Origin of the sequence: Gordonia sp. w5E2 (genome assembly GCF_036540975.1) — a bacterium.
In the GTDB taxonomy this organism is placed as follows: domain Bacteria; phylum Actinomycetota; class Actinomycetes; order Mycobacteriales; family Mycobacteriaceae; genus Gordonia; species Gordonia jacobaea.
This window is the reverse complement of record NZ_CP144213.1, coordinates 2432368-2458646: the sequence shown is the minus strand read 5'-3', so window position 1 is coordinate 2458646 and position 26279 is coordinate 2432368. Positions and strand designations below refer to the sequence as shown.

Below are 26279 nucleotides of genomic sequence, written 5' to 3'. Positions count from 1 at the left end.
CCGGTTGCACGATCAGGACGCGCCCGAATCAGTTGAGGCATCGCCGCTCGGGTCGCCGCTGCCGTCCGACGCTGTCGATTCGGTCGGCTCCGCTGCCGCTGCGGGCAACAGGTCGGCCACCGCGGCAGCGGTCAACCGTCGGAACGCACGCCTCGGACGATTGCGGTCGAGGATCGCTACCTCGAGATCACCGGGGCTCAATTCGCGTGCCGCAGTTGGCGTTCCGTTCGACGCCTCGGTCGGAGTCGAGAGCGCATCCACCGCGATCTTCAGGGCGTCTGCGAGTTGAAGATCCGACTCGTAGCTGTCCTTGAGTGCCGCCGAGATGGCGTCGGTGGCGCCACCCATGACGATGAATCTGGTCTCGTCGGCGATCGAGCCGTCGTAGCTGATACGGAACAACTGCGAGGGCTTCGGCTTTCCGAAGCGCGCCACCTCGGCGACGCACAACTCGACCTCGTACGGCTTGGGCTGTTCGGTGAAGACCGAACCCAACGCGTTCGCGTACGTATTGGCCAACGAGAGTGCCGACACGTCGGCGCGGTCGTAGGAGTACCCACGCATGTCGGCGAGCTGGATACCCGCCTTGCGCAGACTCTCGAACTCGTTGTACTTGCCGACCGCGGCGAAGCCGATTCGATCGTAGATCTCACTCGTCTTACGCAGGGTGTTCGACGGATTCTCCGCGACGAAGAGCACGCCGTCGGCGTAGGTCAGGATGACCACGCTGCGCCCGCGGGCGATTCCCTTGCGCGCGAGATCCGAGCGATCGCGCATGATCTGCTCGGCACTTGCGTAATACGGGAAGGTCATCGCGGCGCCTCCTCATGCTCTGCGGCTCGACGCTCGATGATCGCCCGAGCCGCCGCCTCGATGTCGGCGGGTGGAACCTCTTGTGCGCCTTCGGCACTCACGACGACGGCGGTCGGGAAGATCTTGCGGACGATGTCGGGGCCGCCGGTCGCCGAATCGTCGTCGGCCGCGTCGTAGAGCGATTCGACGGCGATCGCGAGCGCCGAGTCGGCGTCGAGATCGGAACGGTAGAGCTTCTTCAACGACGATTTCGCGAATACCGAACCGGAGCCGATCGCTTGATACCCGCCGAACTCCTCATGCCGGTCGCCCGCGACGTCGAAGGAGAAGATGCGGCCTCGTTCGGTTGGGCTGTCGTGGTCGATGTCGTAGCCGACGAGCAGCGGGATGGCTGCCAGGCCCTGCATCGCCGCACCGAGGTTGCCGCGCACCATAGAGGCGAGTCTGCTGACCTTGCCGTCGAGAGTGAGTGGGACACCCTCGATCTTCTCGTAGTGCTCGAGTTCGACAGTGAAGAGCCGGACCATCTCGATTGCGATACCCGCCGTGCCCGCGATGCCGGCAGCCGAGTACTCATCTGTGACGTACACCTTCTGCACATCGCGAGTCGCGATGAGGTTGCCCATCGTCGCGCGTCGGTCGCCCGCGAGCACCACACCGCCGGGAAAGCTCACGGCCACGATCGTGGTGCCGTGCGGGATCTCCGAGGTGTCGGTGGCCGAGGTGAAGGTGCCCATGCGTTCAGCCCTCGCCTGTGGCAACTGGTCGGGTGCGTTGACCCGCAGAAAGTCGGTGAACGACGAGATGTCGGCACCGAACGTGGGGTGGGAACTTCTGGTGGGACCGGACGGGGACAGTGAACCGAATCTCTCGCTCACTGGCCGCCCTTCTGCACGTACGCGCGCACGAAGTCTTCGGCATTCTCTTCGAGCACGTCATCGATCTCGTCGAGGAGGTCGTCGGTGTCCTCGGCGAGCTTCTCGCGTCGTTCCTGGCCGGCACTGCCGTCGGAGCCGAGTTCGCCGTCGTCTCCACCGCCGCCGCGAGTGGTCTGTTCCTGCGCCATGTGCACTCCCTCGTTTCTGCCGAGGCTCCGCCTCGACGATGCCTGCACCCGTGGTCACCGCTCTTCGCCGTCGGCGACGAGGAGTACTTCACCCGCTCGTCGCTTCCTGCTGCATCGCGGTGCGGCGCAGACACTTCCAGCTCGTGAATCCACACTACCTGTGACGTGTGCGAAAGGGCGGTTGAAACCGAGACGCGTCGAGAACCGATCAGGTGGTGAGTTGATCGACCAGCTCGGATGCCGAGTGCACGGAGTCGAGGAGTTTGCCGACGTGTGCCCTGCTTCCGCGCAGGGGTTCCAGTGTCGGAATCCGTACCAACGAATCGCCTCCGAGGTCGAAGATCACCGAGTCCCAGCTTGCTGCGGCGACGTCGGCGCCGAAGCGGCGCAGGCATTCGCCACGGAAGTACGCCCGGGTGTTCTCCGGGGGTTCGGTGATCGCGCGCGTCACATCGGCCTCGTCGACGAGTCGCTTCATCGAGCCGCGCGCCACCAGACGGTTGTAGAGGCCCTTGTCGAGTCGGACGTCGGAGTACTGCAGGTCGATCAATTGCAGTCGCGGCGCCGACCAACCGAGCCCCTCACGCTGGCGGAACCCTTCCAGGATGCGGAGCTTCGCGGGCCAGTCGAGGATGTCTGCGCATTCCATCGGGTCGCGCTCGAGGCGATCGAGAACGTCGGCCCAGGTGCGCAACACGTCCATCGCCCGCGCGTCGTCGGAATTCTCACGTTCGTGGAACTTCGTGCATCGCTCGAGATACTCGCGCTGGAGTGCGAGTGCGGTGAGCTCGCGGCCGTCGGTCAACGCCACCGTCGCCTGCAGCGTCGGATCATGGCTGATCGCGTGCACCGCCGACACCGGGCGCGCGAGTTCGATATCGGAGAAGTCGACACCGGCCTCGATCAGGTCGAGCACCAACGACGTCGTGCCGACCTTGAGATACGTCGCGGTTTCGGCGAGGTTGGCGTCGCCGATGATCACGTGGAGTCTGCGGTAGCGCTCGGGATCGGCGTGCGGCTCGTCGCGGGTGTTGATTATCCCGCGCTTGAGCGTCGTCTCGAGTCCGACCTCGACCTCGATGTAGTCCGACCGCTGCGAGAGCTGGTAGCCGGCTTCGTCGCCGGATTGCCCGATGCCGACACGACCCGCGCCGGTGATGACCTGTCGCGACGCGAAGAAGGTCGTGAGACCGCCGATGACTGCGGTGAACGGCGTGTCGCGGTTCATCAGGTAGTTCTCGTGGGTGCCGTACGACGCACCCTTTCCGTCGATGTTGTTCTTGTACAACTGCAGGCGAGGTGCGCCGGGCACACTCGCGACGTGGCGCGCCGCAGCTTCCATCACACGCTCGCCCGCCTTGTCCCAGATCACGGCATCGAGCGGGTCGGTGACCTCGGGTGCCGAATACTCGGGATGGGCATGGTCGACGTAGAGACGCGCCCCGTTGGTGAGGATCATGTTCGCGGCGCCGATCTCGTCGGCGTCGATGATGGGGGCTGGTCCGGTGCCGCGCCCGAGATCGAAACCGCGCGCATCGCGCAGCGGCGATTCGACCTCGTAGTCCCAGCGGGTCCGCTTGGCGCGCGGCACCCCTGCTGCTGCGGCGTACGCGAGCACTGCCTGTGTCGACGTCATGATCGGATTCGCGGTCGGGTCGCCTGGCGCGGAGATCCCGTATTCAACCTCGGTGCCGATGATTCGCTGCATGGTATTGAGACTAGATGTCGGTCGGATGAAAGGTCGGACCCACCACCGCGCATCGGTCGCACCGGCGACGCTCGTATGGGACCTTCTACACGTGAAAGCATTCCGCCGGTTCACCGTTCGGGTTCCGTTGCCCACTCCCCTGTCCGATCTCGCCGTTCTCGCCCACAATCTCCGATGGGTCTGGCACGCACCGACCCAGGACCTGTTCGCCACCGTCGACCCCGAGCGGTGGGAAGCGACGGGCGATCCACTGCGGTTGCTCGCGGAGGTATCGCCGGAGCGACTCGCAGAGTTGTCGACCGACTCCGACTTTCTCGCCCGACTCACCGCGCTACGTGCTGACCTCGACGAATACTGCACGTCGCCCCAGTGGTACGGCGACCGGGCGGACTCGGGAGACCCCATGCCCGAGGGCATCGCCTACTTCTCCATGGAGTTCGGCATCTCCGAGGTGCTGCCGATCTACTCCGGCGGTCTCGGCATCCTCGCAGGCGACCACCTCAAGGCGGCGTCGGATCTCGGTCTGCCCTTGATCGGCGTCGGACTCTTCTATCGGTGCGGCTACTTCCGGCAGAGTCTGTCCCACGACGGCTGGCAGATCGAGCGGTATCCGGTCAACGATCCGGGCGCGTTACCGCTGACGCTGCTGACCGATGCCGCGGAGAAGCCGGTGATCATCGAGATCTCCATGCCCGGCGGGCGCACGCTGCATGCACAGGTGTGGGTTGCCACCGTCGGTCGAATCCCATTGCTGCTCCTCGATTCCGACATCGCTGCCAACGACGACGAGCTGCGCGGCATCACCGACCGTCTCTACGGCGGCGATCAGGATCACCGCATCAAGCAGGAGATCCTGCTCGGCATCGGAGGGGTGCGAGCCCTGCGTGAGTACGTCCGTCTCGCAGAACGCGCACAGCCCACCGTCTTTCACATGAACGAGGGCCATGCCGGGTTCCTCGGCGTCGAGCGGGTCCGCGAGCTCGTCGACTCCGCTGGGCTCGACTTCGATTCCGCGGAGTCCGTGGTCCGAGCGTCGACGATCTTCACGACGCACACACCCGTCCCCGCCGGAATCGACCGCTTCCCCGACGATCTCGTGCGCTTCTACCTCGATCCGGGCCCCGACGGAACGTCGCATCTGTTGCCGGGGCTGTCGGCGAACACGGTTCTCGAACTCGGCGACGAGTCGAATCCGGGTGTATTCAACATGGCGCACATGGGTTTTCGCCTCGGGCAGCGATCCAATGGGGTGTCGCAACTGCACGGCGCGGTCAGCCGCGAGATGTTCTCCGACCTGTGGCCCGGATTCGACGCCGACGAGGTGCCGATCGGTGCGGTCACCAATGGCGTGCACGGACCGACGTGGGTTGCGCGCAAATGGCAGGACGTCAGTGGGGGCAACGAGGACGCGGCGCCCGCGGTCTACGAGGCGTTGCCCGCCGCAGACCTCTGGGCGATCCGCTCGGAGTTGCGAGCGGGCCTCGTCGACGAGGTGCGTCGTCGCGCCTATGCGAGTGGCCGCGACCGCGACTTCACCGACGCCGAACTCGGTTGGACCGCAGACCTTTTCGACCCCAACTCGTTGACCATCGGCTTCGCGCGACGGGCGGCCACCTACAAGCGGCTGACGCTGATGCTGCGTGACCCCGACCGGATGCGCCGGATCCTCACCGATCCGGAACGGCCGGTGCAGCTCGTCGTCGCGGGTAAGGCGCATCCGGCCGACGACGGCGGCAAGGCGCTCATCCAGCAGATCGTGAAGTTCACCGAGGATCCCGAACTGCGCGACCGCATCGTCTTCCTCCCCGATTACGACATCTCGATGGCGCGACACATCTACGCGGGCTGCGACGTGTGGCTCAACAATCCGGTACGTCCCATGGAGGCGTGCGGAACGTCGGGGATGAAGTCGGCGCTCAACGGCGGGCTCAACCTGTCGATCCTCGACGGGTGGTGGGACGAGATGGCCGACGGCGAGAACGGTTGGGCGATTCCGTCGGCCGAAGGCGTGAACGACGAGAATCGCCGCGACGACCTCGAGGCCGAGGCTCTGTACTCGCTGCTCGAGGAGACCGTCGTCCCGCTGTACTACTCGCGCGAGGACGGCGTGCCGACGCGGTGGGTGGAGATGGTCCGCCACACTCTCGCCGTGCTCGGTCCCAAGGTGCTCGCATCGCGCATGGTCCGCGACTACACCCTCGAACTCTATGTGCCGGCGGGGATTTCGTACCAGCAGGCGTGCGCGGACGGGTACGCGTTGGCCACCTCGCTGGCTTCGTACCGTTCGACGCTGGCGTCGTCGTGGAAGTCGGTGGCGATCGCCGGTATCGACGAGTCGACGACTCCGGACGACGAGCTCGACCTCACTGCGCACGTCTCGCTCGGAGAACTGGCGCCGGACGAGGTGACCGTGCAGGCCGTGCTCGGTCGGGTGACCGACGACGGCGACATCTACGACGCGGTGCACTCGCCGATGGAACCGGTGCCCGGGACCGACGCATCCGGCCGGACTCGCTACCAAGCGGCCGTCGCACCGTATCGATCGGGGGTGCTCGGCTACACCGCGCGTGTGCTGCCGCGGCATCCGCTGCTCACCGACGACGCCGAACTGGGCTTGGTGCGCTACCCGGCGTCGGCAGGCGAGCCGCCCGCGATGCCCTCGTAACCCGAATACACCTGGGCCAGACAGATCGCGCCATACACAACTGCGGCCGACCCGTAACGGGTCGGCCGCAGTTGCCTGTATTGAAGACCTGCAGGAACCGAAGATCTACAGGTACTGACCGGTGTTGGTCTCGGTGTCGATGGCACGGCTTGCGCCGGAACTCTTGCCGGTGACCAACGTGCGGATGTAGACGATCCGCTCGCCCTTCTTGCCCGAGATACGCGCCCAGTCATCCGGATTGGTGGTGTTGGGCAGATCCTCGTTCTCGGCGAACTCGTCGAGGATCGAATCGAAGAGGTGCTGCACCCGCAGACCGGGGGCGCCGGTCTCCAACTGCGACTTGATCGCGTACTTCTTCGCACGGTCGACGACGTTTTGGATCATCGCGCCGGAGTTGAAGTCCTTGAAGTACATGATCTCCTTGTCGCCGTTGGCGTAGGTGACCTCCAAGAACCGGTTCTCGTCGCTCTCGGCGTACATCCGCTCGACGACCTTTTCGATCATCGCGTTGACGCATGCGGTGCGGTCGCCGCCGAACTCGTTGAGATCGTCTGCGTGCACCGGAAGCTGCTCGACGAGGTACTTCGAGAAGATGTCGATCGCCGACTCGGCGTCCGGACGCTCGATCTTGATCTTCACGTCGAGACGTCCCGGGCGCAGGATCGCCGGGTCGATCATGTCTTCACGGTTGGACGCGCCGATCACGATGACGTTCTCGAGGCCCTCGACACCATCGATCTCGCTGAGCAACTGCGGCACGACGGTGGTCTCGACGTCGGACGAGACACCTGATCCGCGGGTGCGGAAGATCGAGTCCATCTCGTCGAAGAAGACGATGACGGGAGTGCCCTCCGATGCCTTCTCACGTGCGCGCTGGAAGATCAGGCGGATGTGTCGCTCGGTCTCGCCGACGAACTTGTTGAGGAGCTCCGGACCCTTGATGTTCAGGAAGTACGACTTGGCTTCCTTGGCGTCGTCGCCACGCGCGGTCGCGATCTTCTTGGCAAGAGAGTTGGCGACTGCCTTCGCGATGAGCGTCTTACCGCAGCCGGGAGGGCCGTAGAGCAGCACACCCTTCGGCGGACGCAGTGAGTAGTCGCGGAAGAGGTCCTTGTGCAGGAACGGGAGTTCGACGGCGTCGCGGATCTGCTCGATCTGCCGACCGAGACCACCGATGTCCTCGTAACCGACGTCCGGCACCTCTTCGAGGACGAGATCCTCGACCTCGGCCTTGGGCACCCGCTCGAACGCGAAGCCGGCCTTGGTGTCGATCAGCAGCGAATCGCCGGGGCGTAGCTTGCGACGCTTGCCGTCCTCACCGTCGACATCGCCGAGCAGCGGTTCGGCGAGCCACACGACTCGTTCCTCATCGGCATGGCCGACGACCAGTGCGCGTTGGCCGTCGCCGAGAACCTCGCGCAGCGTGCTGATCTCGCCGACCGAGTCGAATTCGCACGCCTCGACGATGGTCAGTGCCTCGTTGAGGCGCAGGGTTTGCCCCTTGCTCAGCGAGTCGAGGTCGATGTTGGGCGAGCACGTCAGACGCATCTTGCGGCCCGACGTGAAGACGTCGACGGTCTGATCGGGGTAGATCTCGAGGAGCACGCCGTACCCACTCGGTGGTTGCCCGAGACGGTCGACCTCTTCGCGGAGGGCAACGAGTTGCTGTCGCGCTTCCTTGAGGGTTTCCAGGAGCTTGGCGTTGCGTGTCGTCAGATTGTCGACGCGCTCCTGGAGGTCCGAGGCATCCGCTGGACGCCCGAAGGAAGGGCGGCCGGCTTCTGCGTGCAGCGGGGGCGTGTAAGCAGGAGTGAATTGGTCCCCGGACGAATTGAGATCATGGCTTGCGGTCTCGTCTGCCACATTCTCACCGGAGGCTTCATGGCGATCAGATTCGGTCATTGCTGACTCCTCTCCCCGGCGACTACCCCAGTGGGTTGCGCCGTAACACCACGCTACCGGGAGGCGGCAAATATCGCCGCGCACCGCGCGATACGTGGTGTTGACGGCGTGTTAAATGTGAGTCTTCGCAACGTATTCGCGGTGTTTCTCCGGCGAAGCCGCGCTTTGTTCATACCCTCTGAGCTGAACTCATCCCTTTGTCGGTCGACGCTGGGGACGCAGGGTTGTGACTCCGTCCGCCAGGCGTCGTGCGGTGATGAGAAAGGCCGTGTGTCCTTGCATTTTGTGTTCGGGTCGCACGGCGAGGCCAACGGCACTCCAGTCACGGACGAGCGATTCCCACGCGTGCGGTTCGGTCCAGCATTCCTGTTCGCGGAGCGCTTCGACGACCCGCGACAGCTGGGTGACCGTTGCCACATACACAGTCAAAACCCCGCCTGGTTTCAATACCGTTCGTACGACGTCGAGGGTTTCCCACGGCGCAAGCATGTCGAGGATGATGCGGTCGAATCGCTCATTGGTGTCGACCTCGACGAGGTCGGCGACAGTCAACGACCAATTGTCGGGCGCCCCGCCGAAGAACGTCTCGACATTGCGGCGTGCGTACTCGGCATGATCCTCACGAATCTCGTACGACACGACTTCGCCTTCTGACCCGACGGCCCGCAGCAACGAACATGTCAGGGCGCCGGATCCGGCGCCGGCCTCGAGAACTCGAGCACCCGGGAAGATGTCGCCTTCGCTGACGATCTGCGCGGAATCCTTGGGGTAGATGACCTGAGCTCCGCGCGGCATCGACAGGACGAAATCGACGAGCAGCGGCCGCAGAGCGAGGTACTCGGTGCCGCTGGTGGCCTTGACGATGCTGCCTTCGGGCGATCCGATCAGATCGTCGTGCGAGATGGCGCCACGGTGGGTGTGGAACTGTTTACCGGACTCGAGATTGACCGTGAACTTCCGGCCCTTGGCGTCGGTGAGCTGGACTCTATCGCCCACGACGAACACGCCACTCGACGCCATGTGTGTTTCCTCTCGAGACTGCTGTGACGCATGTGACCGATGGGAAAGATCCGAGGTCAGGGTGCGCATGTCGGGCGGCAGCAATGTCACTGCCGCGACCTACCCTGCCAAATGTGAGCATGACTGCGTACTCTGGGTCCTCCACCGACCCCATCGTCCGGAACGACGGGACGGCCGACGATTCTGCGACGTCTCCGGCCAAGGCACCCGAGACATCCTCATCTCCGAGTCCGGATACGAGTGGCCGGGGACATGGGCGGGGACTCGTCGGGCGGCCGCTTGCCCTGTCGCCGTCGAGGGCCGCCGATTTCAAGCAATGCCCATTGCTCTACCGCTATCGGGCAATCGACAGGTTCCCGGAGACGCCGACGCAGGCGCAGACGCGTGGCACGGTCGTCCATGCGGCGCTGGAGAATCTGTTCGATCTGCCCGCCGAGCTCCGAACCCGCGAATCTGCCGAGTTCCTCGTCGAGGGCGCGTGGGCGGCGATGTGCGAAGCCGACCCCTCATTGGGCGCCATACTCGACGGCGACGACGACAAATTCGTCGAAAAAGCCATCAAGCTGATCGGCAACTACTACCGCCTCGAGAATCCCACCGCGTTCACACCCGAGTCCGTCGAAGAACACGTGGAGATCGAAAGCGACGACGTCCTGATGCGTGGCTTCATAGACAGAATCGACGTCGCGCCTACCGGCGAGATCCGCATCGTCGACTACAAAACGGGCCGCGCACCAGGTGAAGGGTATGAAGCCAAAGCACTGTTCCAGATGAAGTTCTATGCGCTGGCGATCCTGCGTATCAGGGGTGTGGTTCCCCACCGCCTCCAACTGATGTATCTCTCCGACGGCCAGGTGCTCAGCTACACACCCGACCACGACGAGCTCGAACGGTTCGGTCGTACGCTCTCGGCCATCTGGCAGGCGATCCGCGAAGCGGTCGCCTCCGGAGACTTCCGGCCTCGACGATCAGCCCTGTGCCGGATGTGCGAACACAAGTCTCGGTGTCCCGAGTTCGGTGGCGAGATCCCCGAGTACCCCGGTCCCCCGCCCGGATTCGTCGCCTGATCGCGCGACTGTCAGTCCTTCTCGTCCGAATCCTGTTGCCTAAGCGGCATTCTCGGTGTTCTCGGCTGCATGCCGACCCTGCCCGGTCACCGCGTGCCTGCCGCCTTCCGACGCCGCACCGTCCTTGAACGCCCCGGCTTTCGCCGCGTCCGGCTGTGTCTGCGCCGCGTGCCGAGGTCCATCTGACTGCGTCGGCGTAGCCGCCGGTGACTGCGGTCCTGCTGGTGATTGGGGTCCTGCTGGTGCTTGGGGTCCTGCTGGTGATTGCGACGTCGGGTCGGTGATCTGCGGGGAACCCACTGTCGGGGCCGCAGGGGACGTGGTCGGAAGCTTTGGAGGGGTTTTTGCCTGCTCGGGCGCGCGGTGGCGGCCGCGTGTCGACGGCTGGACCGCGTCGAGCTGTTGCTCGCCGACGGACTCCTCGGTATCCGAAGACAGCGTCGCGGGTACCGGCGTCTCGGTGTTCTCGACGGCGGCGCGCGACGCCGAACTCGGCACGTCTGTCGGTGCCGTGCGAGCAGCAGCGGTCGGGTCGACGACGTCGACGGCCGCGTTCTGCACGCCCGGAGCCTGGAGCGGATAAAAGGCGTTGTTGACGCTATCCCAGCGGGCAACCTCATCGTCGTCGACGGCGATGCCGAGCCGACTATTGACCAGCACAGCGAGCGCCGTCAGCGGATGGTGTTTCGGTGTGTAGACGAGGTAGGTGGTGTTGCCGTCGGCGCTGCGCAGGACCGACGGCTCCTGGCTGTAATCGATGAGATTGCCGTAGTTCTGTTCGCCTAGCCCGGTGTGGATCGTGATGAATCCCGCTGCGTTGACCAGGAGCGAGCTCACAGGCCGAGACGAGGCCCATTGGAAGTTGGCGACGGGATCACCCACCACGATCACCGATGTCACGGGCAGGTCGCCGGTTGCCTCCGGGTCACGCGCCCCGTTGGACTCGGCACCGAACATCTCCATCAGCCCGGCCACTGCCGCGTGGTCGGCGGCCCAGGCCTTCAGCCCCCACGGGCTGCGCGGATCCGAGATGAGAACGATGTGGGACCGCTCGACATCGATCGACGGCCCGTCTTCATTGGCGGCGACGGCCTGCTCGGCAGCGTTGCCGAGGGCTTCGGCACCTTGGGAGTAGCCCGTGTAGACGACAAAGGGATTCGCACCCTGCTGCGTCGCGAAAGCTCGCATGGTCGCGAGGTTCTTCGTGATCGCCACATCGCGTGATTGGTCGTAGGTCGGGGCGAAGATCGGCAGCGCGGCGTCGGAGCGTCCGCCGATGATCGGCCCGATCGACTCGGGGTAGTCGATGATGTACGTCGGTTTGTCCCCGGTTCGGAAGCCCTTGAGGCGCGGGTAAAGGGTGCCGTCATCGGTACCAGGGGTCATGACGATCAGGACATCGCCGTTGTGCGCTCCGATCGCCGTACTCAACCAGTCCGGACCGGTGCCGTCGTCGGGCTCGGACGGACGGAAGACTCCGGAGGCGGCGAGGCCGTCGACGGTGTGTTGAGTTGCTTCCGCGGACGGTACGCCGGCGTGTGCCGTTGTCGACGAGAGGGCCAGGGGAACAACAGTTCCCACACATAGCGCACAACCGACGGCAGCACTGCCGACCGATTTCCGGAGTCGGTACACGGGCAACCTCATGTGTCAGTGCCGCTGCAGATGAGGCGGCAGGGATGTTCGTGACCGAATATTGCGATCTCAATGGTCAAAATAACTGTCGCGAACATGCCCGAGTGTGGTCGTTTGACCACACTGACGACGTGGACTTGTAGCGATTTGGTCTAAACGTAGGAATGAAAGCGTCCGATCGGATGACACCGACCTGATCGGGGGCTTGAGGTTCACGTGATCTAGGGTCGGGCCGTGGAGAGTTGCTACTACGAACGCGTCGACGACATCCCGAACACCGACGACGACGCTGACGACTTCGAGTACTTCTCACCCACGTCCGCAACCCTGAGTGTGTGGGCCTCCGACATCCAGCACGGAGGACCTCCCGCGGGTCTGTTGATGCGCAGTCTCCTACGGTGCGCGCCGAATCCCACGCAAGAGTTCACCCGGGTGACGACCGAGATCCTCGGGCCGATAGGTTTGGGACTCAATCGGGTCCGCGCGAGGGCGGTTCGCCCCGGACGACAGATTGCGCTGATCGAAGCCGACCTGGAGGTCAGGCAGCCCGACGGTACATATCGCCTGGCGGCACAGAGTATCGGGTGGCGCATGCGCACAACGGATTCGGCAGCGATCACCCACGCGCCGCGCGAACCGCTGCCGTCGCCGGAGACACTGCCCGTGGTTCGTGGTGTCACCGCAAACAGCGACCTCGGCGTCGACTGGGGCACCGTCGGCTTCATCGGGACGACGGAGACCGCGGCGACGCCGGGATTGCACGGCCAGACACCCGCGGTGTGGATCAAGCCCTCGATCGACCTGGTGGAAGGCGAGACCATGTCGAATATGGAGTCGGTCTTCACTGTTATCGACGTGGCGAACGGACTCGGAACGACGCTGCGACCCGACGAGTGGACCTGGATGAACACCGACACCACGGTGCACCTCGTCGGCCAACCGTCGACGCCGTGGCTTGGCATCGATGCCGACATGGCCGCGGGCAGCCACGGCTACGGCGCCACATTCGCCGATCTCTACGACGTCAGGGGCTTCTTGGGCCGCTCGGCCCAGACGGTGCTACTCGTTCCGCGCTGAGCGTTTCTCGGGTTTCCGCCAGACGTCAGAAGCGGCAGGACCGGATGTCCGACGCGAGGATCGCGCGCGCACCCAGCTCCGAGAGCTCGTCCATCAGGTTCTGGTGATCGCGACGCGGCACCATTGCGCGTACGGCCGCCCACTCCGGATCGGCCATCGGAGCGACGGTCGGCGACTCGAGGCCGGGAGTGATGGCGGTCGCCTGCTCCAACAGCGATCGAGGGCAGTCGTAATCGATCATCACGTACTGCTGTCCGAACACCACGCCCTGCACTCGCTTGATGAACTGCGTGGCGCGCTTGTCGGGGTCGACGCCGGCACGGCTGATCAGGACACCTTCGGAGTCGCAGAGCGATTCGCCGAACGCCTCGAGGCCGTGCTGTCGCAGAGTCCGTCCGGATCCGACGACGTCGGCGATCGCGTCGGCGACCCCGAGCTGGATGGAGATCTCGACCGCACCGTCGAGGCGGATGATCTCGGCCGTCATCCCCCGCGACGCGAGGTCGTCGCGCACCAGGTTCGGATACGACGTCGCGATACGCTTGCCTGCCAGATCGTCGACGCTCCACTTCTGGCCTGCGGGAGCCGCATAGCGGAAGGTCGAGGACCCGAAGCCCATCGCGAGCTCTTCGTCGACCTGGGCACCCGAGTCACGAGCGAGATCACGCCCGGTGATGCCGAGATCAAGTGTGCCCGCGCCGACGTAGATGGCGACGTCTTTGGGTCGGAGAAAGAAGAACTCGACGTCGTTGTTGATGTCGAGGACGGTGAGATCCTTCGAGTCGGATCGCTTTCGGTAGCCGGCCTCGGCCAGCACGGCGGCCGCGGACTCGGAAAGGGCACCTTTGTTGGGGACTGCAACGCGCAGCATGGTCACTCCAGGGGATGTCGATGAATCGTCTGTGGTCTGTAGGTCGGGCGGGCCGGGACCGAATCGGTCACGGCCTACAGATGGCGGTAGACATCCTCGAGTGAGAGGCCCCGTTTGATCATCATCACCTGCAACCAGTAGAGAAGCTGCGAGATCTCCTCGCCGAGCGACTCGTCGGATTCGTATTCGGCGGCCAACCACACCTCGCCGGCCTCTTCGATGATCTTCTTGCCCAGTGTGTGCACGCCGGAGTCGAGTGCGGCGACGGTGCCACTGCCCGCGGGACGCGTGGTCGCCTTGTCGGTCAGCTCCGCGAACAACTCATCGAAGGTCTTCACGGGTGTCGATTGTCCCATGCGCGCACATGGGATCGACTCACGGGATCGCCGAACGACTAGTCGTGCCGTGCGAGATCGAGGATCGTCAGACCGTCGAGGCTGCGTCGAAAGCGGCGTCGAGGACCCTGCGGGACGTCGGCGGCCGACGGCACGACGATCGTCGTGCACCCGGCGGCGACCGCCGACTGCGTTCCGGTCGGCGAATCTTCTACGGCGACACACTGGCTGGCTTCGACGCCGAGTAGTGCCGCCGCCCGCAGATAGGGATCCGGCGCCGGCTTGCCGTGCTCCACTTCATCGCCGCACACGGTGACCGTGAAGAAGTGCGGACCGATCGTGTCGAGCGCCTGATCGGTCAGCTCGCGCACGGTGTTGGTGACCAGCGCCATGGGGATACCGGCGGCGGCGATGGTCGTCAGCGCCTCGAACGCGCCCGGTCGCCACGGCAGATCGACTGCGAACAGTTGCGCCACCCGATCGAGCAGCCATCGCTCGTCGGCTGCATGGTCACGCTCGTCGACGGGCACGCCGGAAGCGTCGAAGACCTTGGTCAGCGCGTCGGTCATGGAGTTGCCGAGCGTCGACTCCCGTAGCTCCGGCGTCATCGCGTAGCCGTGACGTTCGGAGAGTTCGGCGACGGCGATGTCCCACAGCTTCTCGGAGTCGAGCAGCGTGCCGTCCATGTCCCAGAGGACCGCGGCCGGACGGGCTGGTTCTGTCGAGGTCGTCACCCGAGAATCATCGCCGATGCGGACAACGCGCAGCTAATCCGGTGATTCGGCTCACGTGGCGGCGTCGTCGTGCACGGGGCGAGGGGCCGGGCGTCTGACGGTGTCGACGACGCTGATCACCAGTCCCAGCACAGCCGCGGCCATCAGGGAGGCGTAGACCGTCAGCGCGGTATCACCCCGGCCCGATGTGTAGCCACCGCTTCCGCCATGTCCATCCGGTCGACCTGGCCCGCTTTGTTCGCCGCGTCCACCCGGTCGGCCCGGTCGGCCCGGTCCGCCCGGACCGGCTTGTTGGCCGGTAGGTGACTGCCCGGCGGGTTGTCCGGACGGCTGTCCCCCAGGTTGTCCGGAGGGCTGTCCGGCACCACCGCTGTTGCCGTGGAACTGCCTGGTCATGCCGTGGCCCTGATCGCCGGACAGTGACGAGTGGTAGACGCCGATCGCCGACGCCTGGATCAGGAACGGCACCGCGATGAACCAGAGCGGCAGGTAGAACGCGGCGATCACGCTGAGAATCTCGACGGTGTAGAAGTATCGGTCGTGCATCGCGGGCAAGAGGAACGGCACGATGGCAGCACTCGCCGTTGCCATCACGAGGATCGAGGCAGGTGTGACGGCCGGCTTCTTCCACAACGACCAGGCCAGGAACACCACGATCACCAGCGCGGCCAGCCCGATACCGAGATGTGCCAGCCAGGTGGCGTCTCCCGAGATCGGAATGAGCTGATACAGGTTCGCGGCGCCGAGCGTGAGCTGCTTGTACGAGTCGGTCTGGTTCAGGTACACCGAGAGCGCTGTCGACCACGACGCGCCCGCCACCACCGCGGGAATGTCGAGCAGCACGTAGACGGCCGGTATCGCCAGCAGGGCATACCAGGGGATGCGACGGCGAACGAGCAACCACAACACCACCGGCAACACGAAGATCGCCTGCAGTTTGAAGCTGATCGCCAGGCCGAAGAACACACACGCGACCACGGAGTTCGACACGTACGGATTCCACGCACGCACATCCCACGCAGGCCGATTCCCGACGTGCGCCTGTCGCTCAGAATCGACTCCGGAAGTATCGCCCCGACGAGTATCGCTGCCTTGAGCGCGCAGCAGGAAGTAGATCCCCGCCACCACGCACGCGGTGTAGATGGCGTCGGCCTGCCCCCACCAGGCGCTGTTCATGATCACCGACGGCAGGAGGAACACGACACCAAACGCCAACGCGGGCAACCAGAATCGATCCGTCCGCAGGGCGACGATCCGGTACGCCAAGCTCGCCAGCGCGACGTCGAAGATGATCGACAGCGCCTTGATGCCGATCAGTGACGGCACGTGCAGCACGGTGAGGAGCCAGATCAGATAGAGGTAGGGATAGTTGTAGTCGGCGAACTGCTCACGGAACGCGCTGAACCCCTGCTCGTCGAGAGTGTCGTACCAGCGGCTCAAGAAGTTCTGGTAGTCCATCGTCTGGCGGTCGAGGAAGTACCACCGCACACCAAGACCCACCGCCAGCACAGCCCACAGCACACCCCATCGCACCCACCGTGGCACCGCGTCGCGCGGGGTCGGGTCGGGCTGTGCGACGGTTCCGCCGGAGACAGGTGTCTGTGGACGTGCGGGAGGGCTTGCGGAAGTGAGAGTCGACGACATGGTCCCCACTGTGACCGGCGAAGCTGGGAGGTCGGTGGAAAGAGACTGTCTGGTTCACGCCAGTGGATTCACCCCGGATGAGCTCGCTCGGGACGGAGTGACCGTAATGTCGGCAGAGAGCACCGACATCACCGAGCAGCCCCGGAGGAGTCATGTCGAAGGTCTTCGTCTTCGGACACCGCAACCCCGACACCGATGCCATCGCGTCGGCGATCGCGATGGCGCATCTCGAGCGCTCGCTCGATCCGACACTCGACGTCGAGGCGGTGGCTCTCGGTTCGCCGGGGCCCGAAACCCGCTATGCGCTGGATCATTTCGGGGTTGAGGCGCCGCGAGCGATCGAGCGTGCACGACCCGAGGCAGACGGTGTGATGCTCGTCGACCACAACGAACGTCAGCAGAGTGTCGCCGATCTCGCCGACGTGACCATCCACAAGGTCGTCGATCATCACCGGATCGCCAACTTCGAGACCGCTGCTCCGCTCTGGTTTCGCGCCGAGCCCGTCGGCTGCACGTGCACGATCCTGCACCGGATGTTCGGCGAGAACGACCTCACACCGCCACGAGACGTCGCCGGACTGATGGTGTCGGCGATCATCTCCGACACACTTCTGCTGCACTCGCCGACGACCACCGACCTCGATCGAGCTGCGGCAACCGAACTCGCCGAGCGCGCCGGAATCGACCTCGACGACTATGGCACCGAGCTACTCCGCGCGGGCTCCGACGTCGGCGACGCGTCGGCGGCCGAACTCATCGACCGCGACGCCAAGAGCTACACCATGGGGTCGACGACAGTCCGCGTCGCACAGATCAACACCGTCGACGTCGACAGTCTGCTCGCACGCCGCGACGAGTTCCTCGCCGCGATGGATGCCGAAGCGCGACAACAGGGATACGACCTGTTCCTCCTGTTGCTCACCGACGTGCTGAAGGTCGACTCCGACCTACTCGTCGTGGGCTCGCCTGTCGAGGCTGTCGAGAAGGCGCTTGGCGTCACCGTCCGCGACGGCCACGCCAAAGCGCCCGGGATCGTCTCCAGGAAGAAGCAGATCGTCCCGCAGCTGACCGAGGTACTGCGCGCCACGTGACGCGCATGCTCAGACGTTGAAGTACTTGGCCTCCGGGTGGTGCAGAACAAAGGCGTCCGTCGACTGCTCGGGATGAAGCTGCAACTCCTCCGACAGTTCGACGCCGATGCGTTCCGGTTCGAGCAACTTCATCATCGTGATGCGGTCTTCGAGGTTCGGGCACGCGCCATAGCCGAACGAGAAGCGCGCACCGCGATACTCAAGGTCGAAGAAGCCCTGGGCCGCGTCGGGATCCTCGGACCCGAATGACTTGTCCCCCACCGTCAGTTCGCTGCGCACCCGCTGGTGCCAGTACTCGGCCAACGCCTCCGTCAACTGCACTCCGATGCCGTGGACCTCGAGGTAGTCGCGGTACGCGTCGTCGGCGAAGAGCTTGTTGGCGAAGTCGGCGATCGGCTGGCCCATCGTGACGAGTTGGAACGGCAGCACGTCGACTTGTCCGGTGGCGATGGCGTCGTCGCGCGAGCGGATGAAGTCGGCGATGCACAGGAACTTCGGCCGCTGCTGGCGTGGGAACGAGAAGCTGTACCGCACAGGGGCATCCGGGCGGGGCTCGGTGAGCACATGCACGGTGTCGCCCTCGCTGACCGCCGGGAAATACCCGTACACCACGGCCGCGTGCTGCAGGATGCCCTCGGTCGACAACCGATCGATCCAGTAGCGAAGCCGCGGACGACCTTCTGTTTCGACAAGCTCTTCGTACGACGGCCCGTCGCCGCCGCGCGCTCCGCGCAGACCCCATTGGCCGAGGAAAAGAGCGCGCTCGTCGAGCAGTTGGCGGTACTCGGCGACAGGTACGCCCTTGATGATCCGAGTCCCCCAGAACGGTGGCGTCGGAACGTCGTTGTCGGCGGCCACATCCGAGCGTGCGGGCACCTCGATCGGAGTCTCCGCGGCCTTGCGCTTGGCAGCGATGCGCTTCGATCGTTCGTGCCGTGCCTTGCGCTCGGCGGCCTTCTGGGCTGCGGCGATCGAGTCGGCGCTCTCGGGCACCGATCCCCCACCACGTTTGAGCGCCATGATGTCGTCCATCAGGCGCAGACCCTCGAAGGCATCACGCGCGTAGTGCACGTCGCCCTCGTAGGCTTCCGACAGATCGTTCTCGACGTACGACCGTGTCAGCGCCGCTCCGCCGAGGAGGACGGGATAGTTGTCCGCCAGCCCTCGAGCGTTGATCTCCTCGAGGTTCTCCTTCATGACGACGGTCGACTTCACCAGCAGCCCCGACATGCCGATCACGTCGGCACGCTTGTCCTCGGCCACCTCGAGGATCGTCGAAATCGGTTGCTTGATACCGATGTTCACGACCTCGTAGCCGTTGTTGCTCAGGATGATGTCGACGAGGTTCTTGCCGATGTCGTGGACGTCGCCCTTCACGGTGGCGAGCACGATGCGTCCCTTGCCGTCCTCGCCGGTGGCCTCCATGTGCGGCTCGAGATGTGCCACAGCGGTTTTCATGACCTCGGCAGACTGCAACACGAATGGCAGCTGCATCTGGCCGGATCCGAACAGCTCGCCGACGGTCTTCATGCCGGATAGGAGCGTCTCGTTGATGATCTCCAGCGGCGGCTTCTGCGTCATCGCCTCGTCGAGGTCTGCCTCGAGTCCGTTGCGCTCCCCGTCGACGATGCGACGCTCGAGTCGCTCGAACAGCGGAAGCCGGTTCAGTTCTGCCGCACGGGTTTCGCGGGCCGACGCCGCCGAGACGCCCTCGAAGAGCTCCATGAGCTTTTGCAGCGGATCGTATCCGTCGCGTCGACGGTCGTAGATCAGGTCGAGCGCCACGTCGCGCTGCTCGTCGGGGATGCGAGCCATCGGCAGGATCTTCGACGCGTGCACGATCGCGGTGTCGAGACCCGCCTGCACGCATTCGTGCAGGAAGACCGAGTTGAGCACCTGGCGCGCAGCGGGATTCAGCCCGAAGGAGATGTTGGAGATGCCCAGGGTGAAGTGCACGTCCGGATGTGCCTCGTGCAGCCGACGGATGGCCTCGATGGTCTCGATGCCGTCCTTGCGGACCTCCTCCTGACCCGTCGAGATCGGGAACGTCAGCGTGTCGAGGATGATGTCCTCTTCGGCGAGGCCCCAGTTGTCGGTGATATCGGCGATGAGCCGCTCTGCGACACGGACTTTCCAGTCCGCGGTACGCGCCTGACCTTCTTCGTCGATCGTCAGTGCCACCACAGCGGCACCATGTTCGACGGCGAGCCGCATGATGCGTGCGAATCGCGAATCGGGTCCGTCGCCGTCCTCGTAGTTGACGGAGTTGACCGCACACCGACCGCCAAGCGTCTCGAGTCCTGCGCGGATCACCTCCGGCTCGGTGGAGTCGAGCATGATCGGCAGCGTCGACGACGTCGCGAAACGGCTGGCGAGCGCTGTCATGTCCGCTGCGCCGTCGCGGCCGACGTAGTCGACGTTGAGGTCGAGCATGTGCGCGCCGTCGCGGGTCTGATCCTTGGCGATGTCGAGACACTTTTGATAGTCCTCGGCGAGCATCGCCTCGCGGAAAGCCTTGGAACCGTTGGAGTTGGTGCGCTCGCCGATCACCAGGAAGCTGGCGTCCTGGTCGAAGGGCACCGCGGTGTACAGCGACGACGTCTCCGACTCGTGCTGCGGGGTCCGCTTCGCTTTGGTCACGCCGCCGACCGCGGCCGCGACCTCACGGATGTGATCGGGCGTGGTGCCGCAGCAACCGCCGACGAAGGAGAGCCCGAATTCACCGACGAACGTCGCCAATGATTCCGCGAGCGCGTCGGGCTGCAACGGGTAGACGGCGCCGTTGGGGCCGAGTTCGGGGAGTCCTGCGTTGGGCATGACGGAGACCGGGATGGTGGCGTGCCGCGACAGGTACCGCAGATGCTCACTCATCTCGGCCGGCCCGGTGGCGCAGTTGAGTCCGATCATGTCGACGCCCAGCGGCTCGATGGCGGTGAGCGCCGCGCCGATCTCGGAACCGAGCAGCATGGTGCCCGTGGTCTCGACCGTGACGTGGGAGATGATCGGAATGCGACGCCCAAGCTGGGCCATCGCCCGCTTGGCGGCCAGCACGGCAGCCTTCACCTGCAGCAGATCCTGCGAGGTCTCCACGAGGATTGCGTCGGCGCCGCCGTCGAGCATGCCTGCGACACATTCGAAGTAGGCGTCGCGGATGGCCTCGAACGTGGTGTGGCCGAGGCTCGGCAGCTTGGTGCCGGGGCCGATCGATCCGAGAACATAACGTCCGGTGCCGTCACTCGACGGCCCCATCTCGTCGGCGACGCCACGGGCGATGGAGGTGCCCTTGAAAGAGAGTTCGCGGATGCGGTCGGCGATGTCGTAGTCGCCGAGATTCGAGAGGTTGCAGCCGAACGTGTTGGTCTCGACAGCGTCGGCGCCCGCCTCGAAGTAGGCGCGGTGGATATCTGCGAGAACGTCGGGGCGGGTGTCGTTGAGGATTTCGTTGCAACCCTCGAGGTTGTTGAAATCGTCGAGCGTCAAATCCGCGGCCTGCAACATGGTGCCCATCGCCCCATCGCCGATCAATACTCGACGCGACATGTCCGTGAGGAACGTCGTGTCGAAGTCGGTGGCGGTACGGGAGGGGTTGGACATGGTTCTCAGCGTAGTTCGCTCTCTCTTGTGATCAGGTCGTAGGCTGGTTCAGTGAACGCAGAGCAGTTGTCGAACCTTCCCCGGTTGCGCCGGCCGATCCTGCTGGCTGCCTTCGAGGGCTGGAACGACGCCGGAGACGCGGCCAGCAGTGCCGTCGAGCATCTCGCGCTGACCTGGGACGCGCGCCCCCTCGTCGACATCGATGCCGACGACTATTACGACTTCCAGGTCAATCGGCCCACGGTGAAGCAAATCGACGGAGTCACCCGCCGAATCGACTGGCCGACGACATCCATCTCCTACTGCAGCCCCGAGGGAGCCGACCGTGACATCGTACTGGTGCGCGGAATCGAACCCAACATGCGCTGGCGCGCGTTCTGCGCCGAGATCGTCGACCTCGCGCACGAGCTGGGTGTGGAGACGACAGTGATGCTCGGTGCGTTGCTCGCCGACACTCCCCATACCCGTCCGGTCCCGGTGACCGGAAGCGCCTACAGCAGCGAAGCGGCCGAGCGCTATAACCTCGCCGAGAACCGCTACGAGGGCCCGACGGGGATCACCGGGGTGCTGCAGGATCTGTTCGTGCAAGCGGGGCTGCCCGCGGTGTCGTTCTGGGCTGCGGTCCCGCACTATGTGTCGACGCCCCCGAACCCCAAGGCGACCGTCGCGCTGCTCAACAGGGTCGAAGAGGTCCTCGACATCGAGGTACCGCTCGGCACGCTGCCCGAGCAGGCCGAAGAGTGGGAGCAGGCGGTCACCGAGATGACCGAGGACGACGAGGAGATCGCCGACTACGTCCGAGGCCTCGAGGAGCGCGGTGACGCGGAACTCGATACCGACGAGGCGATGGCCAAGATCGACGGTGACGCGTTGGCCGCCGAATTCGAGCGGTACCTCAAGCGGCGTCGACCCGGTCCTTTCGGAGGCTGAGTTTCAGCGACTGGGTCGCTGTCCGACGGGCTGCTCGCTCGCCGGTCAGTCGATGCGTTCGATGGAGACGACCGGCGTCGTGATACGCCAGGTGCGTACGTCCGGGTCGTCGGCGGCGCGAACCCAGAACTGTGCGGATTCGCCCACTCGGCATGACTTCACACCGAGGAGCGGGATGTCTTCGGAGTCGCGACGCAGCCTGCTGACCGCCCACTCCTCGCTGTCGGTGCCTCCCACTCCCGGAGCCCGCAGCAGAGTCATGTCGTTGAAGTCGAGCAGATACGTCGAGGTCCGTGTGATCACGGTGTACACGCCGGATTCGGTGTTGGGTCGGATCTCCTGAACGCGGGCCACCCGGAGAACTCTACTAAGCTACGCCGCCGGCGTACGAATCGCGTCGGATCATCGTGTCGCGTGGCCTAATTCGACGCCGAGCAGTGCTTGGACGGCGGTGGCGACATCGCCGGGAGCGGTCGTCGACTGTCCGATTCCCTGCTCGACATCTCGGCACCACCCGTCGATGGCGGCAAGGGCCTTCGGTGTATCGAGGTCGTCGGCGAGATGCTCCCGAACGCGGGCGATGACGGGTGCGGCGTCCGGGCCGGTCGGTGCCGACGTGGCAGTTTGCCACCGGTGAAGACGTGCGCGGCCCTCGTCGAGAACGGCATCGCTCCACATGCGGTCGGCGCGGTAGTGCTCGGCGAGCAGCGCCAGCCGAATCGCCGCGGGATCCTCACCCGCACGGCGCAGCACCGACACGAACACGAGGTTTCCACGGCTCTTCGACATCTTCTCGCCGTCGAGTCCGACCATGCCGGTGTGCACGTAGTGGCGCGCAAAGCGCCTAGCGCCCGTATACGCCTCGCCATGCGCTGCGGAGAACTCGTGATGAGGGAAGATCAGGTCGTTTCCGCCACCCTGAATGTCGAATTCGACGCCGAGCCGGTTCAGCGCGATCGCCGAACACTCGACGTGCCAGCCGGGACGTCCCGGTCCGAACGGCGAATCCCACGACGGCTCGTCGGGGCGACGCGCCCGCCACAGGATGGGATCGAGGCGGTCACGTTTGCCCTGACGGTCGGGGTCGCCGCCCCGTTCGGCGAAGAACCGCTCCATCGTCGCCCGGTCGTACCCGGATTCGTAGCCGAACTGCTCGGTGGCATCCGCGCGGTAGTACACGTCGGGGAACTCGGGATCGTCGACGACGTACGCCGCGCCGGAGGCGAGGAGCTTGCCCACCATCTCGATGACCTCGTCGACGGATTCCATCGCACCGATGTAGTCGCGCGGCGGTAGGACGCTCAGCGCGGTCATGTCGTCGCGGAAGAGCTGAATCTGCTCGGAGCCCAGCGCACGCCAGTCGACGCCGTCGCGGGCCGCACGCTCGAACAGCGGGTCGTCGACGTCGGTGATGTTCTGCACGTAGTGCACCTCATGCCCCTGATCGCGCAGCACCCGGTTGACGATGTCGAAAGTGAGGTAGGTGGCCGCGTGACCGAGATGCGTTGCGTCGTAGGGCGTGATGCCACAGACGTACATGGTCGCGGTCGCGCCGGGCGAGACGGGTCGGACGGTGCGGCTCGAGGTGTCGTACAGGCGGAGCGCGGGTCCGGATCCGCCGACGGTGGGCACAGCCGGTTGGGGCCACGATTGCATATGTCCCACTGTATTGGCCGCTCTCAGACGGGTCCGAACAGGGCTGTCAGAACGGGCTGTCTGAATAGGTCGTCAGAACGGTGGCCAGGGAATGGGCCGGTGAGGCGGCGGCATGGGAAGCCTGCCGGATTCGGCGAGGATGATGGCGCGCAGGGCGAGTGCGTCGATCTCGTCGTCGGTGATGTGTGGGGCCAGTGCCGCGCGCAGCTGCGAGTCGTCGGACTCCAGGGCCTCGGCGAGCGTCGCGATATCGGCGATCAGGTGGCCGGGGATCTGATCACCCGCCCAGCCCCACAGCACCGTGCGCAGTTTGTCGTCGGTGTGCAGGCAGATGCCGTGGTCGACGCCGTAGACGTTGCCGTCGAGACCTTCGAGTACGTGTCCGCCCTTGCGGTCGGCGTTGTTGAGGATGACGTCGAGCACCGCCATCCGCAGCAGGCGCGGATCGTCGGCGTGGACGAGAACGACCTGCTCACCAAGTGGATCGAGCGCCCGCAGGATCGGCCGATAGTTGTCCGGGACGGTGTCGGGCGGGCACAGGTCCACGAGGTCGACGCGAGCCGCCGGGAGGTCGCCGGAGTCGGGATCGGGGGTGTCGATCCAGCGCTGGACCATTCCGGGGCCGAGCGGACCGTCGCGCATCACCGTCGTCGGGATCGTGTGCCAGCCGAGTGCCTCGGAGATCAGGTACGACGCCACCTCGCGCCCGGCCAGTGTGCCGTCGGGAAAGTCCCACAGCGGCACTTCGCCACGAATCGGTTTGTAGACACACCGAACGCTGCCGCCGGTGGACGGTGTTGCGTCGCAGACGAGGGTCGCGTTGCTCGCCGTCGGGATTCGGCCGACGATGACCAGTTCTCCCTCGCGGAGCGCATCATCTGAGGTGATGCCGCCCGTACCGGGCTCGCCTGCGGCCTCCCCCGGTTGCATCGGTGTCAATCCCGCCCCGGGCTGTCGGCGTCGGGTCCTTCTCCTGACTCGTCACCTTCGTCGTCTGTGTCGTAGAGACCCGAGTCATCGCCGAGCGACAGATCGCGGAACACCTCCGGGTCGACGAATTCGATCGATTTGCTCAGCTCTGCGTCGCGTTTGAAGCCGTTTGTGCGGACACAGAGGTGACCGGCGGGATCGAGAGGCTCGGCGCACAGCGGGCACGGCGGCCGCCCGGCGGAGATGACCCGCGACGATCGCGCGGCGAACTCGCGCGCGGCCTGCGTGGTGAGGAACACGCGGACGGCATCGGGACCCTCGTCGGTGTCGTCGAGGACGACGCTCTCGTCGAATTCACCCTCGGTGATGGCGAGCAGCTCCACGACGACGGCCTCGGACTCGGCATCCCAGCCGAGGCCCATGGTTCCGACCCGGAACTCGGCGTCGACCGGCATCACCAGGGGGCTGAGATCTCCGACGCGGTCGGACGGCGGTGGAATCGGGGTGCCGAACCTGCGATGGATCTCGTCGAGCAGAGCGCCGATCCGATCGGCGAGGATCTGCACCTGTTGCTTTTCGAGCATCACGCTGATGATGCGCGCCTCGTGGACAGCCTGGAGGTAGAACGTCCGGTCGCCCGGTTGTCCGACGGTACCGGCGACAAACCGGTCCGGGCTGCGGAAGACATGGATCGCTCGAGACATCACACCTCCTTTTCTCGTGTGTTCATTATCCGCGTCCGGCGGGAGCCTGTGCAGAAGTTGCCGGTCGCAGGGGGTTGTCGTCGACGCCGGTCTCGCCTCCGATGGTCGCGTCGTCCTCGGCTCCGGCGTCGTGGGAGGGGGCGTCGTGGCTCTTCTTCGGCGGGGGCGACGGTATCGAGATCACTGCGGTGTTGTTGACCGTCTGCACGTACGGGCGTGTCGCGCCGTAGCGGACGATGCTGATCGACGCCGGTTCGATGACGATCCGTTGGAAGGTGTCGAGGTGGGCACCCATCGCGTCGGAGATCACCGATTTGATCACGTCGCCGTGTGAGCACGCGACCCAGACTCCGGAGCCGTCCGGCCCCCCGAGTTCGCGGTCGAGCCTGCGTATCGCGGCAACGGCACGGGCCTGAACCTGAGACAGGCCCTCACCCTCAGGGAAGACGGCAGCCGACGGGTGCTGCTGCACCACCTTCCAGAGGGGCTCGGCGAGGAGGTCTTTGATCGGTCGGTTGGTCCAACTGCCGTAGTCGACCTCTGCGAGATCGTCGACGACCACCTCGGGAACCTGACGACCGGTCTGCTCGGTGATGGCTGCGAGCAACGGTGCAACGGTCTCACCACACCGTTGCAATGGTGAGCGAGCCACCGCGGTGATCTGCTCGACGCACGAGCCGAGTCGATTCACCAGTTCCGCCGCCTGCGAGCGTCCCTTGTCGTCGAGGGCGACGCCCGGCGTGCGGCCGGCCAGTACGCCCGAGGTATTGGCAACCGACCGGCCATGGCGAACCAGGATCACGGTCATCCCTCAACCATAGGCACTCGCGCCCGCTG

At 65.3% G+C, this 26279-nt stretch carries 22 protein-coding genes; 5 read left to right on the top strand and 17 right to left on the bottom strand.

Features of this window, described 5'->3' with window-relative positions; all coding sequences use genetic code 11:
• Positions 1-12 precede the first annotated feature (12 nt).
• The 4 genes from prcA to dop all read right to left on the bottom strand — a co-directional run bounded on the left by prcA (position 13) and on the right by dop (position 3587).
• Positions 13-813, bottom strand: coding sequence for a proteasome subunit alpha (prcA, locus tag RND64_RS11130; protein ID WP_049697376.1), 801 nt, complete (start codon positions 811-813; stop codon positions 13-15).
• A complete protein-coding gene (prcB, locus tag RND64_RS11125; RefSeq protein WP_049697375.1) occupies positions 810-1691 on the bottom strand; it encodes a proteasome subunit beta in 882 nt (293 codons plus the stop codon). Before prcB ends, prcA begins: the two co-directional genes overlap by 4 nt.
• Complete coding sequence (locus tag RND64_RS11120; RefSeq protein ID WP_005202935.1) at positions 1688-1879, bottom strand: ubiquitin-like protein Pup; 192 nt, start codon at positions 1877-1879, stop codon at positions 1688-1690. Before RND64_RS11120 ends, prcB begins: the two co-directional genes overlap by 4 nt.
• Before the next feature lie 208 nt (positions 1880-2087).
• A complete protein-coding gene (gene dop, locus RND64_RS11115; RefSeq protein WP_049697374.1) occupies positions 2088-3587 on the bottom strand; it encodes a depupylase/deamidase Dop in 1500 nt (499 codons plus the stop codon).
• Positions 3588-3678: 91 nt separating this feature from the next.
• On the opposite strand from dop, the gene glgP reads away from it, so the two are divergent.
• Entirely contained in the window at positions 3679-6252 is a 2574-nt protein-coding gene (gene glgP / locus RND64_RS11110) for an alpha-glucan family phosphorylase (RefSeq protein ID WP_049697532.1), read from the top strand.
• A gap of 105 nt (positions 6253-6357) precedes the next feature.
• Here glgP and arc read toward each other — a convergent pair whose 3' ends face one another.
• Together arc and RND64_RS11100 are read right to left on the bottom strand one after the other, a co-directional pair.
• The gene (arc, locus tag RND64_RS11105; protein ID WP_049697373.1) at positions 6358-8154 is read right to left on the bottom strand and encodes a proteasome ATPase; all 1797 of its coding nucleotides are present in this window, start codon (positions 8152-8154) and stop codon (positions 6358-6360) included.
• 189 nt (positions 8155-8343) lie between these two features.
• The gene (locus RND64_RS11100) at positions 8344-9174 is read right to left on the bottom strand and encodes a tRNA (adenine-N1)-methyltransferase (protein WP_049697372.1); all 831 of its coding nucleotides are present in this window, start codon (positions 9172-9174) and stop codon (positions 8344-8346) included.
• Positions 9175-9293: 119 nt separating this feature from the next.
• Here RND64_RS11100 and RND64_RS11095 point away from each other — a divergent pair, with 119 nt between their 5' ends.
• Positions 9294-10241 carry a RecB family exonuclease gene (locus RND64_RS11095; RefSeq protein ID WP_049697371.1) on the top strand — a complete coding sequence of 316 codons (948 nt, stop codon included), beginning with the start codon at positions 9294-9296 and terminating at the stop codon, positions 10239-10241.
• A gap of 39 nt (positions 10242-10280) precedes the next feature.
• Here RND64_RS11095 and RND64_RS11090 read toward each other — a convergent pair whose 3' ends face one another.
• Entirely contained in the window at positions 10281-11822 is a 1542-nt protein-coding gene (locus tag RND64_RS11090) for a PE-PPE domain-containing protein (RefSeq protein ID WP_331436636.1), read from the bottom strand.
• A gap of 288 nt (positions 11823-12110) precedes the next feature.
• Here RND64_RS11090 and RND64_RS11085 point away from each other — a divergent pair, with 288 nt between their 5' ends.
• Complete coding sequence (locus RND64_RS11085) at positions 12111-12953, top strand: thioesterase family protein (protein ID WP_049697369.1); 843 nt, start codon at positions 12111-12113, stop codon at positions 12951-12953.
• A 25-nt stretch (positions 12954-12978) separates the two neighbouring features.
• Here RND64_RS11085 and hisG read toward each other — a convergent pair whose 3' ends face one another.
• From hisG to RND64_RS11065, 4 genes are all read right to left on the bottom strand, one after another.
• Complete coding sequence (hisG, locus tag RND64_RS11080; protein ID WP_049697531.1) at positions 12979-13824, bottom strand: ATP phosphoribosyltransferase; 846 nt, start codon at positions 13822-13824, stop codon at positions 12979-12981.
• A 74-nt stretch (positions 13825-13898) separates the two neighbouring features.
• Positions 13899-14180 (bottom strand): phosphoribosyl-ATP diphosphatase, encoded by a 282-nt coding sequence (locus RND64_RS11075; protein ID WP_197494490.1) that lies wholly within the window; start codon positions 14178-14180, stop codon positions 13899-13901.
• 38 nt (positions 14181-14218) lie between these two features.
• Positions 14219-14893: an HAD family hydrolase gene (locus RND64_RS11070; protein WP_049697368.1), complete on the bottom strand. Its 675-nt coding sequence runs from the start codon at positions 14891-14893 to the stop codon at positions 14219-14221.
• Between the two features lie 51 nt (positions 14894-14944).
• Positions 14945-16537, bottom strand: a complete 1593-nt coding sequence (locus tag RND64_RS11065) for a membrane protein (RefSeq protein ID WP_049697367.1) — start codon at positions 16535-16537, stop codon at positions 14945-14947.
• Between the two features lie 152 nt (positions 16538-16689).
• Between RND64_RS11065 and RND64_RS11060 the strand changes: the two genes are divergently transcribed.
• Positions 16690-17628 (top strand): manganese-dependent inorganic pyrophosphatase, encoded by a 939-nt coding sequence (locus RND64_RS11060; RefSeq protein ID WP_049697366.1) that lies wholly within the window; start codon positions 16690-16692, stop codon positions 17626-17628.
• A 9-nt stretch (positions 17629-17637) separates the two neighbouring features.
• Here RND64_RS11060 and metH read toward each other — a convergent pair whose 3' ends face one another.
• Complete coding sequence (metH, locus tag RND64_RS11055; RefSeq protein WP_049697365.1) at positions 17638-21222, bottom strand: methionine synthase; 3585 nt, start codon at positions 21220-21222, stop codon at positions 17638-17640.
• A gap of 51 nt (positions 21223-21273) precedes the next feature.
• Between metH and RND64_RS11050 the strand changes: the two genes are divergently transcribed.
• Positions 21274-22152 (top strand): PAC2 family protein, encoded by an 879-nt coding sequence (locus RND64_RS11050; RefSeq protein ID WP_049697364.1) that lies wholly within the window; start codon positions 21274-21276, stop codon positions 22150-22152.
• A gap of 45 nt (positions 22153-22197) precedes the next feature.
• On the opposite strand, the gene RND64_RS11045 is transcribed toward RND64_RS11050, so the two are convergent.
• The 5 genes from RND64_RS11045 to RND64_RS11025 all read right to left on the bottom strand — a co-directional run bounded on the left by RND64_RS11045 (position 22198) and on the right by RND64_RS11025 (position 26250).
• On the bottom strand, positions 22198-22506 hold the full coding sequence (locus RND64_RS11045) for a hypothetical protein (RefSeq protein WP_005202917.1): 309 nt from the start codon (positions 22504-22506) through the stop codon (positions 22198-22200).
• Between the two features lie 48 nt (positions 22507-22554).
• On the bottom strand, positions 22555-23808 hold the full coding sequence (mshC, locus tag RND64_RS11040; RefSeq protein ID WP_049697363.1) for a cysteine--1-D-myo-inosityl 2-amino-2-deoxy-alpha-D-glucopyranoside ligase: 1254 nt from the start codon (positions 23806-23808) through the stop codon (positions 22555-22557).
• A gap of 72 nt (positions 23809-23880) precedes the next feature.
• A complete protein-coding gene (locus RND64_RS11035) occupies positions 23881-24738 on the bottom strand; it encodes an SCO1664 family protein (protein ID WP_049697362.1) in 858 nt (285 codons plus the stop codon).
• Between the two features lie 5 nt (positions 24739-24743).
• The gene (locus RND64_RS11030; RefSeq protein WP_049697361.1) at positions 24744-25442 is read right to left on the bottom strand and encodes a DUF3090 domain-containing protein; all 699 of its coding nucleotides are present in this window, start codon (positions 25440-25442) and stop codon (positions 24744-24746) included.
• Between the two features lie 25 nt (positions 25443-25467).
• Positions 25468-26250: an MSMEG_4193 family putative phosphomutase gene (locus tag RND64_RS11025; protein ID WP_049697360.1), complete on the bottom strand. Its 783-nt coding sequence runs from the start codon at positions 26248-26250 to the stop codon at positions 25468-25470.
• Positions 26251-26279: the final 29 nt, after the last annotated feature.

Excerpts from the sequence above, each read along its gene's own strand:
- prcA (WP_049697376.1), bottom strand. The coding sequence starts at position 813 with ATGACCTTCCCGTATTACGCAAGTGCCGAGCAGATCATGCGCGATCGC.
- RND64_RS11120 (WP_005202935.1), bottom strand. The coding sequence starts at position 1,879 with ATGGCGCAGGAACAGACCACTCGCGGCGGCGGTGGAGACGACGGCGAA.
- dop (WP_049697374.1), bottom strand. The coding sequence starts at position 3,587 with ATGCAGCGAATCATCGGCACCGAGGTTGAATACGGGATCTCCGCGCCA.
- arc (WP_049697373.1), bottom strand. The coding sequence starts at position 8,154 with ATGACCGAATCTGATCGCCATGAAGCCTCCGGTGAGAATGTGGCAGAC.
- RND64_RS11100 (WP_049697372.1), bottom strand. The coding sequence starts at position 9,174 with ATGGCGTCGAGTGGCGTGTTCGTCGTGGGCGATAGAGTCCAGCTCACC.
- RND64_RS11095 (WP_049697371.1), top strand. The coding sequence starts at position 9,294 with ATGACTGCGTACTCTGGGTCCTCCACCGACCCCATCGTCCGGAACGAC.
- hisG (WP_049697531.1), bottom strand. The coding sequence starts at position 13,824 with ATGCTGCGCGTTGCAGTCCCCAACAAAGGTGCCCTTTCCGAGTCCGCG.
- RND64_RS11075 (WP_197494490.1), bottom strand. The coding sequence starts at position 14,180 with ATGGGACAATCGACACCCGTGAAGACCTTCGATGAGTTGTTCGCGGAG.
- RND64_RS11065 (WP_049697367.1), bottom strand. The coding sequence starts at position 16,537 with ATGTCGTCGACTCTCACTTCCGCAAGCCCTCCCGCACGTCCACAGACA.
- RND64_RS11060 (WP_049697366.1), top strand. The coding sequence starts at position 16,690 with ATGTCGAAGGTCTTCGTCTTCGGACACCGCAACCCCGACACCGATGCC.
- metH (WP_049697365.1), bottom strand. The coding sequence starts at position 21,222 with ATGTCCAACCCCTCCCGTACCGCCACCGACTTCGACACGACGTTCCTC.
- mshC (WP_049697363.1), bottom strand. The coding sequence starts at position 23,808 with ATGCAATCGTGGCCCCAACCGGCTGTGCCCACCGTCGGCGGATCCGGA.
- RND64_RS11035 (WP_049697362.1), bottom strand. The coding sequence starts at position 24,738 with ATGCAACCGGGGGAGGCCGCAGGCGAGCCCGGTACGGGCGGCATCACC.
- RND64_RS11030 (WP_049697361.1), bottom strand. The coding sequence starts at position 25,442 with ATGTCTCGAGCGATCCATGTCTTCCGCAGCCCGGACCGGTTTGTCGCC.
- RND64_RS11025 (WP_049697360.1), bottom strand. The coding sequence starts at position 26,250 with ATGACCGTGATCCTGGTTCGCCATGGCCGGTCGGTTGCCAATACCTCG.